The sequence below is a fragment of the Oligoflexus sp. genome (genome assembly GCF_035712445.1).
GTDB lineage: Bacteria > Bdellovibrionota_B > Oligoflexia > Oligoflexales > Oligoflexaceae > Oligoflexus.
This window is the reverse complement of the sequence record NZ_DASTAT010000071.1, coordinates 1-11,357: the sequence shown is the minus strand read 5'-3', so window position 1 is coordinate 11,357 and position 11,357 is coordinate 1. Positions and strand designations below refer to the sequence as shown.

Annotated in this window: 6 protein-coding genes; 4 read left to right on the top strand and 2 right to left on the bottom strand. The window is 52.6% G+C overall.

The window, feature by feature from the left end; genetic code table 11:
* Positions 1-107 precede the first annotated feature (107 nt).
* Genes mfd through VFO10_RS15680 form a run of 3 tightly spaced genes read left to right on the top strand, consistent with a single transcriptional unit; the run spans position 108 to position 5,632 of the window.
* Positions 108-3,650: a transcription-repair coupling factor gene (gene mfd, locus VFO10_RS15690; protein WP_325141794.1), complete on the top strand. Its 3,543-nt coding sequence runs from the start codon at positions 108-110 to the stop codon at positions 3,648-3,650.
* Positions 3,651-3,659: 9 nt separating this feature from the next.
* A complete protein-coding gene (locus VFO10_RS15685) occupies positions 3,660-4,658 on the top strand; it encodes a peptidylprolyl isomerase (RefSeq protein ID WP_325141792.1) in 999 nt (332 codons plus the stop codon).
* Complete coding sequence (locus tag VFO10_RS15680) at positions 4,604-5,632, top strand: SurA N-terminal domain-containing protein (protein WP_325141790.1); 1,029 nt, start codon at positions 4,604-4,606, stop codon at positions 5,630-5,632. The genes VFO10_RS15685 and VFO10_RS15680 overlap by 55 nt, the downstream gene beginning before the upstream one ends.
* Here VFO10_RS15680 and VFO10_RS15675 read toward each other — a convergent pair.
* Positions 5,629-6,390, bottom strand: coding sequence for a DUF2271 domain-containing protein (locus tag VFO10_RS15675; protein ID WP_325141788.1), 762 nt, complete (start codon positions 6,388-6,390; stop codon positions 5,629-5,631). The two genes, VFO10_RS15680 and VFO10_RS15675, sit on opposite strands and share 4 nt — an antisense overlap.
* Before the next feature lie 2,016 nt (positions 6,391-8,406).
* Between VFO10_RS15675 and VFO10_RS15670 the strand changes: the two genes are divergently transcribed.
* The gene (locus VFO10_RS15670) at positions 8,407-10,047 is read left to right on the top strand and encodes a hypothetical protein (protein ID WP_325141787.1); all 1,641 of its coding nucleotides are present in this window, start codon (positions 8,407-8,409) and stop codon (positions 10,045-10,047) included.
* 8 nt (positions 10,048-10,055) lie between these two features.
* Here VFO10_RS15670 and VFO10_RS15665 read toward each other — a convergent pair whose 3' ends face one another.
* Positions 10,056-11,114, bottom strand: coding sequence for a hypothetical protein (locus tag VFO10_RS15665; protein ID WP_325141785.1), 1,059 nt, complete (start codon positions 11,112-11,114; stop codon positions 10,056-10,058).
* Between the last annotated feature and the right edge of the window lie 243 nt (positions 11,115-11,357).

The window sequence follows — 11,357 nt, the reverse complement described above, 5'->3', positions numbered from 1 at the left end:
CGCGGAGGGTGAAATTTCTTGTTTAGACTTCTATAGTATTTCTTGAGGTGTCTCAAGTAGCGGTGCTGGAGCCCTCGGGGTTTTTTTCAAAGTACGCACGACAAGGTGTGAATCAGGTGCAAGTGCATTCGAGTATATCAAGTCTTTACGACAGCCTTTTGGCTCCCGAACAGCTGCGGAAAAAGCTGCAGATCATGGGTTTGCAGGAAGGGCAAAAGTGTTGGCTGGCTTCGGCTCTGGCGCATCACTATCAAAGTTCGCAAAAGAGCGACGATGCGTGCCTTATTCTTGTCGTCGCGGATCCGAAGCGTCTGCATGAGTGGCAGGAAGTCTTGCGGGTCAACTGCAAGCTGGAGGACGATATCCCAAGCGTTCAGGCCCTTTCGCTCTGGGGCCTGCAGCGTCATGCCAATCAAAGTGATCTTCGTCATCAACGTATGCGTGTACTCTCGGGACTTCTTTCCACGCGGCAGCGCCTTAGACTCTGTCTTGTTTCATTCGCCGGGCTCGTGCAGGAAACCAGTGATCCCCAGCAGCTGCAGGAAGCTCTGCTTTATCTGGAAAAAGAGCAGGAATACGACGTGGATGCCCTGATCAGCCGCCTTCTGGAGCAGGGATATCGGCAGGTGGCCCAGGTCGAGGAAGCCGGGCAGTTTGCAGTGCGTGGGATGCTTTTGGATGTTTTCAGTCCCGCTGCCGAAGGCCCCATGCGCCTTGAATTCATGGCTGACACTTTGATCAGCATTCGGCGTTTCGCGACCGAGACCCAACTTTCGGAAGACCACCATGAGGGTTTTTGGCTCGCTCCGGTGTGGGAGGAGGTCCTGCCCAGGGAGCGGCGGGCGGCCGATGCTCAGAAACTTTATGAGGCTTTGCTCGATCAGGATTTGCATACATCTGATCGCCAGGGTCTTGTGGATGCCTTTGCCGCAGGGCATGCGATTGGCGAAATTCCGCTCTTTTTGCCCGTCTTTCGGGAGCGTCGCGGGGCCTGCCTTTTGGATTTCATGCGAGCGAAGGATCGACTGGTCTTTGTCGATTCGCTTGATGTCTGCCAGGAAAGGCTGCAGCAGTTTCTGCAGAAAATCCAGGCCGAATACCAGGATGATCGTTTGGCGAAGCGGCCATCCTTTGATCCGCATGAACATTTTCTTTCCATGGAACGATTCCAGGCGAAACTGGAGGCCGCTCCCTCTTCGATCGAATGGGGCCTTCTGAGCGAAAGGCAAGGGGTCGAGACCTGGCGTCTTGCGAGTCTTCTTCCCACCGATCTTGTGCCTCCGGCCGCCACGGAAAAGGCCAGCGTGAATTTTTGGATGGAGCGTCTGGCCGATTTCCCGAATGCCGCCCGCCAGGCTCTGATCCTGGTTCGGCAGGAAGAACATATTCTGCGCATGAAGAGCGTTTTGCAGCATCATCACATTCCCTTTTCCATACTCACGGAAAAGGGCGTGGAAAGCCTGGAATCAAGACCCAGGTGGAAGCATGCGGTCGCGATAGCGGTGGGAAACACACCGCAGATGATCTGGGAGGAACGCGAAGGCCTACTGATCCTGCCGGAGCATCAGATCTTCAGCGAGAACTACCAGGTCCCCAAAAGAAAGCCCAAGTCCGCCGCCAACGCCTTTAAATCCTTCAACGATATCGAGCCCGGAAGCCTTGTTGTTCACGTCGATCATGGAATCGGTCGCTACATCGGAATGCGGACCATGGAAGTCGCGGGTGTGAAGACGGATTTTCTGATTCTGGAGTATGCGGATCAGGATCGCCTCTATCTGCCGGTTCACCGCCTGAATCTTCTGCAGCGCTATGCGAGCAAGATTGATGAAGAGCTGCAGCCGTCCGTGGATAAGCTCCAGTCTTCAGGCTGGCAGAAGCGCAAGGCCAAGGCCCGCAAAGCCATTCGGGATATGGCGGATCAGCTTCTTAAGATCTATGCCCAGCGGAAATTGGAAAAGCGCGATCCCTTCAGTCCGCCCACGGATGTTTATTATCAGTTTGAAGCGGATTTCCCTTATGTGGAAACCTCCGACCAGCAAAAGGCCATTGATGAGGTGAATAACGACCTTTCGTCGGAACAGCCGATGGATCGCCTTGTCTGCGGTGATGTCGGCTTCGGCAAGACCGAGGTCGCCCTGCGCGCCGCCATGCGGGTGGCTTTGGACGGAGGGCAGGTGATGGTCCTGGCCCCGACCACGCTTTTGAGTTATCAGCATTACGAGACCTTCAAGGCCCGCTGTAAAAACTATGGAATCGAAGTGGGCGTTGCCAATCGCTTCGTCCCGGCCGGACAGATGAAGCAGACGATCACGTCCTTTAATGAAGGGAAGCTGGATATCCTGATCGGAACGCATCGGCTGCTTTCGAAGGATGTGAAGCCGAGCCGCCTCGGACTCCTCGTTGTCGATGAGGAGCAGCGTTTTGGTGTCGGGCATAAGGAAGCTATCAAAAACATCAAGGCCTCCTGTGATGTCCTGACTCTGACGGCCACACCCATTCCGCGCTCGCTGCATATGTCGCTGCTCGGGATACGGGATATTTCGGTCATCGCAACCCCGCCCACCGAGCGTCTTGCGATTCGGACCTATATCGCGCCCTTCGAGGACGAGCTGATCAAAAAAGCCATTGAACAGGAAGTATCCCGCGGCGGTCAGGTCTTCTTCGTCCATAACCGCGTCCAGGACATTGCCGAGGTGAAAAATTTCCTGGAAAGACTGCTGCCCGGCGTGAGTATAGCGATCGCCCACGGTCAGATGCAGGAAAACAACGTGGAATCGGTTATAATAGATTTCATTCAGCAGAAGTATAAGGTCCTGCTTTGCACGACCATTATCGAATCCGGAATCGATATGCCGAACGTCAACACCATCATCATCAACAACGCCGATAGATTCGGGCTGGCCCAGCTTTATCAGATGCGCGGTCGGGTGGGGCGTTCCAGCCGGCAGTCCTATGCCTGGTTTCTGACCAGAGGGGCTCTGGCGGATCGTGATGATGCGCGGCGGCGGCTTGAGATCCTGGCAGCCCATCAGGAGCTGGGAGTCGGCTTTCAGATTGCCAGCTACGATATGGAGCTGCGCGGCACGGGCAATCTTTTGGGTGGCGAGCAGTCCGGCCACATCGCGGATGTTGGCTTTGATATGTATATGGAGCTTTTGGAAAAGGAAATGGATTCGCTGCGGGGGCGGGATATCGAGCCCGAGATCGATCCGGAAATCAAACTGCCGGTTTCGGCCTCGCTGCCGGCGGCTTATGTCGCCGAAGAGAAACAGCGCCTTTGGCTTTACAAGACGCTTTTCAGTGCGCGGGATGTGGCGGAAGTGGAGAGCCTTGTGCAGCAGTCGCGGGATCGCTTCGGACCGCCGCCTGATGAGGCCCAGTGTCTGTTCCAGGTCGCTGCTCTCAAAGTTATTCTGCGAAAACTCCGCGTGCAGCAGCTGCAGCAGCTTCGCGAGGGACTCTTTGAATTGCGTTTTGCGCAGCTTAAAGAGGACCATATCAGACGTCTGACCGAAGCCGTGCAGAAGCATGCGGGCACGCTGAGCCTGACCGCGGATTTCCGTTTGATGATTCATCTGAAACAGGTGCCTCATGGGGGGAACCTGCAGCGCCTGATCGAGGTTCTTTTGCCTTTGACTCTGGAAGCCTAAGGAGGGTCCATGTTCAGGAAACGTTATGTGATTTTGGGGGCCTGGATCGGCTGTTTCCTGGTGGGTTACTTCACATGGAAGATCTTTCATACAGGCACCTTTTTCCTTGGCAAGCAGACGCAGGACGCCTCGCTTGAGGATCTTGATTTCACCGTTTACGTCGGTGACTACCTGATCACGCATCAGGATATCGAGTGGGAATACAATTTTTATTTGAAGCAGCTGAATGCCGCTCCAAGCCAGGAGGGGGGAAGCGGGGAAGCGCAGCCTCCGCAGAAGCCCATCTTTGAACTTTATAACAAGATCATGGCCGATCTCATCGAACGCAAACTTCTTTATCAGTTCATTGCCTCGGATCAGCAATTCAACATCAACGAGCCGAGCCGCTTTATGCATTGCCTTGAGCAGTGGACCAGCACCGTGCAGGGGCAGGGTGATCTTTTCGCTCATGAAAAAACCCGCAATCAGCTGAAGAACATGCTCTGTGAGAAGGATATCCTGGATCAGTACATGAAGGAGCGGATTGCCGGGAATATCAAACTGACTGAGCCTGAACTCAAGGAATATTATCAGTCGCACAAGAGTGAATTTCATGAGCCCGCTCGGGTCACCATACGCCAGATCGTTTTGGCGTCGGAATCCGAAGCGAAGAAAGTCAGGGCTCGGGTGAATACGAGCAATTTCGAAAGCATAGCCCGCGAGCTTTCCATTTCGCCTGAGGCCAAGGAAGGTGGCCGGCTTGGACCTTTTGCCAAGTCGGATATGCCCTCGGTTTTCGATGTGGCCTTTGAAATGGCGCCCGGTGAAATCCAGGGAATCTTAAAGTCAACTTATGGTTTCCACATTATTATGCTAGAACGAAAGTTCCCCAAAGCCGATCTGGGCTTTGAAGCCGCCAAAGGGCGCATTCAGGATATCCTGAGGAAAAAGCGAGAGGACGAGGAATATAAAAAATGGGTAGAAATGGCTCTCAACACCATACCAATCAAGTCTTCACGAGCGCTCTAAAGCGTCATATTGTCACTGCTATGGTGCTGCTGAGCAGTCCCGTGGTTTTGAGCGTTCCCACGGCCCCGGCTGCGGAGCAGCTGATCGATCGGCTCGCGGCGGAAGTGAATGGTCAGGCCATCACCGCCAGCGAAGTGCAGAGCAAGGTCGAGAAGGGACCTTTGGTGGAAGTCTCGCCCTGGCCCGCTCAGGAAAATGATCCACCTGCCAAGGTTGCGATTCAGGATCTGATCAATAAAAAGCTCATCATGCAGAAAGCGGATGAACTCGATATCGAAGTCACCGAGGAAGCCTTGAACGAGGAGATCAAAAGTTTCCTCGCCCGTCGTAACCTGACGCGCGAGCAGCTGATGGAAGCTCTGGGCCAGCAGGGAATGACCTATGACCAGTATCGGGAAGACTTCCGCACCCAGATGATCATCAATCAATTCCAGGGCCGTGAAATCCTGCCCCAGGTGAAGATCACCGATCGCGATGTGCAGAGTTTTTATCTGCGCAACTCGGGAACGATGGCGGAAAACATTCGCCTGACCCTGCGTCAGCTGCAGATCGCCGTTCCTCCCGGTGCGGTGGATGCTGTGAAAGCCGGTAAAAAGCAGCTCGTGGAAAAAGTCTATCAGGAAATCGAAGGCGGCATGCCTTTCGAGAAAGCTGTGAAGATCTATTCCGACAACGAATCCGCCCGCGAGAACGGTGGACTGATGCCCCAGGTCTTCCTGAAAGACCTTGCACCACTTTTCCAAAACGCCATCCGTGAACTCGAAGAAGGCCGCTACACCCGGCCCATCGAAACGCCCATGGGCTATTCGATTTTCTACGTCGCCAAGCGTGAGTTCTCGGGAAGCGATGAATACGTGAAGCTGAAGCCGCAGCTTGAGAACCAGCTTCGCCAGGAGGAGATGAACAAACTCCTGAGCAAGTGGCTGGAAACTCAGCGGCGGCGGTCGGATATCAAGTTGAAGGATAATGCTTAAGGTGTGTGCACAATGGAAACATTGGTGAAAGCCTGATTCGTTGTGTCCGTTTTATTGCTGCCAGCCGGTCCCACAACGATCGGAACGATCAGGTTCTTATAGCCACGCGCTGTATCGATGGGAAGAGCGTTCGATAGAGCCGCATTGGTCACGTCTGCTGCCAATGCGGGGATATTGTCCGTGGCGATTTCAAACCACAGCTTGTAGTTCCCATTCGGTACGATCACTCCCGCACGATTCTTCATATCCCAAGAGAGCTTGTCCACTGGTGGCTTGGCGACTGCGGTCAGCGTAGCGCCTGTGAAACCATCGAGCTGAGTTCCCGTCAGCTTTTGCCAGCGCCTGAGATACATGGCTCTGGGGCCGCTCGGCGTTGCGAACAGCGTTCGAACCAGAGTGTTATTCGCATCGGTGACAAAGACAGCCATGATGTTGGACGGCGCGTATCGCCCGGCAGGGACGGGGGCGACAGGGGTAAAGTCAACGACGACCTTCCCAGTGGCTGCCACGTTCGTCGCCATGGTCGGCGCCTGGCCTTGAGGGGCGACTGGCGATGCAGGGCTTCCAGGATCCTGCGTAGTGGTCTGAGGGCTTTCATTGCTGGCAGGGTCGCCCGTATTCGGCACAGGGGCCTGCACAGCTTCGGCTGCACGGCGTGTGACTTGATCTGGATTTGGTCTTGTTTCATTGCTGCAGGACAGCAGAGTTCCTAACAAAAGACAGTAAATGACCCTTGAAAGCTTATGGGAACTTTGCATGGCTGGATCCCTTGTTGAGCGGAATAGTCGTCGCAAGATTGATCTCTATCGGCTATTTTGCGATTCGCTCGAGGGAATTAAGCATCAAACCTGGCGTCATCAAATGATGGGAAATGCACGAAAATTTAGCATCAAAATCAGTGTGTTAAATAAATTATTTAAGATCAAAATTTCGAAGTCTCTCTTCGCGGTTCCCGATCCCTGGCACATTTATTGGAATATTGAGGAGGACTTTTCTGAGTTGGAGCATTTATGCTGCTGCGCTGTCTGATCCCGCTTGTGATACTTTCCGGTCTAGCAATGTCGATGCAGGGCTGTTACAGGCTGAGCAATCAAGCAGAATCATTGGCGCTGGACTGTGGAGTGGCCAAAGAGGAGGTACAAAAAGGCAAGTACCTCAGGATATCGGACTTCGAGGCTCAATCAGAGACCCGACTGTCAGCTTTGAATCTGCGTGTCGTATTTAGAGACGATGACCGGAAGATCTCTTATAATCTCCCAGTTACATCGAAAGGTTGCGTGAAGCTTCCTTCCGTGTCCGGGCAGGTTCTGATCAGTAGCAAGGATTCCCGATCTAGCGCTTTTTATGAACACCGAGCCAGCCTTTGGAGTTTCACCCAACCGGAGGTCACCCTGACCCCAAGTCCTGAGGTTAAGGCAAGTCTTCAGTGCGATCCTCAAGGAATTTTCGCCAACGCCAGGTTTTTCCAGCCCTTCAAGATTGAAGTCACAGGCTCGCTGGCTCCTGTCCGCATCACGATTTCCGCCTTGAATCAGAAAACGCGGCTGGAAACCGACTTATTTGTGAAAAATTGGGGTGCGACCCAGCTGTCTCTTCCCTTGCAGCTCGACGCAAGTTCCCTGGAGGAGGGAACTTATAGAATACGGGCACACATGGAAGATCCAGCAGATGGTTTCGATGCTGGTCCCCGCCCTCTGGTCCCGAACGAAAGCTGCGACCTCATTATCATACGTGCCAGCCCTTTATTGAGTTCAGCCTTTCCCGTCGATGAAAAGCTTAAAGTCCCCGTCTTCAAACCTGGGGATCAGTTGCCCTGGCAACCGGCTAATGTCAGCGACAGTCTCTTTGTATGTAAGGAAAAGTCCTCGAGCAGGGGAGAGAGGTCAGACGCAGGACAATGCATTCCGACAGGCGAGTGCGCTGTCCGCAGCATGTTCACGAAAGTTCGCAGCGTTGTTGTGAATGAATCGGGATTATTCGATTACTTTGTGTACACTCAGGACAAAGCAGAAAACGCAAGTCCCTTGCAATGCCAGACGCTGGCGGTCTCGACCGAGGCACCCAGGATCGAACTCCGGTGGAACAGAAGCCAGTGGAATACCGATGGCGGTGAGGTCATGGATCTTCCTTATGCGAATCTGGAGGCTCAGGTTCAGCTGACACATCCGCTCCTAAGCCAGGACGAGCTTAAGGAAAGACTTCAGTGCAAAGTCGAGTTTCTGCTTCAAGGGAATGACGCCCTCAAGGGCGATCGCGTTATCTGCACAAGCGGTCGATGCCAGGGTCAGAGCATGGGTGATTTCGTTCCTTGCGATACTTCCCTCTCGTTTAGTATTCAAAAAGCTTGGGAACAGAAGAACATTCAAATGTCCCAGATCAAACTGACAGCAAAAGTGGATGATGGGGCATCTCATTCCGAAACCGCTTCGGCCCGAGTTTGGCTCAATTCCAGTCGATGGTCTTTGAAGCCGGTAAAGGACGCGCCTCAGGTGTATCAACCCTGGTCTGTCCTTACCGATTCCAAGAGGAATTTTCTCTTCCTTCATCAGCAAAACAATGTGTATCGGGTTCAGGATGACCAATGGGCTCTGACGGCGTCCGACGATGCAGGACGTGCGCACATTCTGGAGTTCGTACAGAATCGTGATGGAAAAATTCTTGGCCTCGGCAATCCGGAACCAGCGTCAGGAACCGGAAGCAGGATTTATGAATGGAATGGGCGCACATGGGATCGGGTTCAATCGACCGAGTGTTCCGCTCTCTATAAGAGCAGCGTGAGCGAGATCCTCTGCGGCGTCGAGGATGCCATGGGAAGCGGCGTGACAACTCTGGCAAAAAGACGAGATAGCATCTGGTCTTTCATTCCGCTCAAGGAAGTGTCTGATCTTGGCAGAAATTTTCAAGTTTACGAAGATTCGAAAGGCGCCCTCTGGATCTACGGAAACTCCAAAGCGTATCGCCTTCAGATGGGCATGTCGAGCTGGGAAGAACTGATAATTAAGGACGAAAGCCGACTCTTGGAGGATCGCGACGGCATCGTCTGGATGGTTTCGAACGGTCAGGTGCGCGAAACAACCTCTGTCCAGCGTCTGGATGGTAAGGGCTTTGTCGAGGTGACTCTGCCGCCCGTAACCCAGGAGTTACGGGATCAGTTCCATCTCTCACCAGCAGGGGTGTTAACCTTTGGACGCTTTGTATGGAGTCCGAAAATCAATGGATGGGAAGCTTTGCCCTATCCATCTGATATTGTCGAAGCGCCTCAGACATACTACCCGCTCTATGATAACAGAGGGCAGGTGTGGTGGTTTGATAACTACGGGATAACAGGACTTCTCAATGGGAGTCGGGTTCGAATTCCTCTGAATATTTATGGTTTAAGCTGTTATGATGAGTCCACTCCCTGTAGTGTGTCGATCACAGGTGAGAAGACACTGACCTTGAGCGCCCTAAGAGTGTCTGATTCCTCTTATGGTACCTACGTCTTTCAAGTGAATTCTCTCTCAGCATTCAGTCTTGAAGATATGGGACTTCCATCCACAAAGGATTTTTACAGCGTCTGGTCAAGCCCTGGGATTCCCATGGAGCTGAATTTTAATTATTACAAAGGGCCCTTGTTTGGCCTCAGAGACGGCGTTTGGAAGCCTACTACAAAAGTCGAGCTGCCCGTGGCCAGCTTCGGATATCGAGCGCCGGATGGCAGCGTATTCTTAGTGAGTGGTTCTAAGATCTTCGTGTCGCGAGAGGATGGCCCGTGGGAACCGGTCGTTTATCCTGAAGAGCAAGCGTCCGCACCTGGGACAGGTGATTTTCAGACGTGGAGAGACATGGCTTTCTACACGCGAAAAGGTGGGGGTCATGTTCTGATTGCAAGGGATGCGGGAATTTTTTCTGTTCCTTACAGCGGTCAACTTCTTTTCCCTTTGGATGACGGTCTCTGGGGAACTGATGGCCAGGGCTTTGTAGGTTACAAGGACTTGAGCTTCTCCCAAAAATACCGAATCGACTACTCCGACTTTGATATGAAGTTCGAAGACGTGTTCTCAGCTGTTCCCTTGATGAACGATTGGATCTATGCGATCGTTCGCATCCAAGATGCCTATCAGAAAACCATACTCAACGTGAAGTCAGGCAAAGTCCTTCCGCTTAAGGTTCCTTTGGAGGAAGTCACGGAAATCTCCAAGGTCATTCCTTTTGAGCAAAATTCCAGCCTTGTTTTGACCATACGGGGAATCTTTCAGGTCGATCATAAGACGGGAAAGTGGACCTTGCTACCCTTCTCGAAGGATCTTATCAATGAATGGGGCATGATCAGCATCTCGAATATGTATCTTGATGAACGGAAGCGCCTCTGGATGCACGGAGGCGGTATGTTCATGAGATTTGATTTTGGGAGACCAGAGCTTGCCTTTCCGTGAACGCGGAATCAGTCCGGAAAAATGCGCCGCATGACCAGATCTCGACTAAAGTCGATCGCCTGGTTCCAAGCGTGGAGGATAAAGCTCAGCTCACAGGACCAAGGACTCCTCAAAAGCTGCCCGAGCTCCCAGCCTCGGGCGACAGTGGCATTCTTAAGAAAATCCTCCCGATTGACTGCAAATTTCTCAGCCTGAATTCGATTTTCAACAATAGACTGAGCGTTATCATTCCTGGTCACCAATAGATCCGGCCGGCTTTCCACCACCTCATAACGATCCACGCAGCTGAACCAGTTATAGGTATAGAACCCCCCCTTGTAAAACTTTGTGTCGAGAGTAAAGCGTGCCCACTCCCTCACATTATTAAACTCAGGACTATTGATCATCACGTAAACATCACGACGACCCTTTTCATCCTCGGCATAAATCTTCTCGTACTTCTCATGAACCTCGTGCCAGTATCCACTGTGGTCCAAAGCTTCGTTCGGAATCTTCGCAAATTCCTGAGCCCGATGCCGAGCGAGAGCCCACAAAGAAACACCAATAACCCCCACAGCCACCAAAACCGCAGCGCAGTAAAGTGTCACAATACCCGGCCTTCGATCGGGGCGCTCAACTCGGAAATCAAGAGGCAAGCGATCCGCTTCACGTTCCACATAACTTGCAAGATAAAGATGCCCGCACACAAAAGTCCACAGCCATGAAAACTGCTCCCCAGTTGTCTTCTGGAGACGACTGCCCAGGATGAAATCCCAAATCGTGAGGATAGTCAGAACCCTGATATCGGTGACATAAACAACAAACACGAACAGCAGGAGCAGGAGCCACTGCCACCCCGACAAACGATCGCGGGAATGAAGGGCGTACGTGACTTTAAGGCGCCAATAGATACCGTAGGCTCCGAGAGTCAAAATATTATAAACCAAAATTGTAGGCCAGGAATCGCGCCCGATGCTTGCACGCCTATAGCCCTTATGCTGCATGAAAAAAAGCACAAGGAGCCCAATGAGGCTGAAAAGTTCCAGCGATTTAAGGATGATATCGAGGTATCCCAAAGGTTCGATCATAACGCGGATGCCCTATTCAACGTTTCGTCTCATCTCAGGAACGTGTGAACAGGGAATTTGTTGCAAGGCAAGGCCCAGGCAAGTGGCCTTACCAAAGGTCCATGGGCTGAGTTGTGTCAAATAGAGTGATGGAGGGCAGGGTTCCCAATTCCTTCTGCCATTCATAGGAAGGCGCGAGCAAACCATCCATATTCAAGAGGCGATCCATCGGTGCCCGAGTGGAATCGAGAAATACATCATACA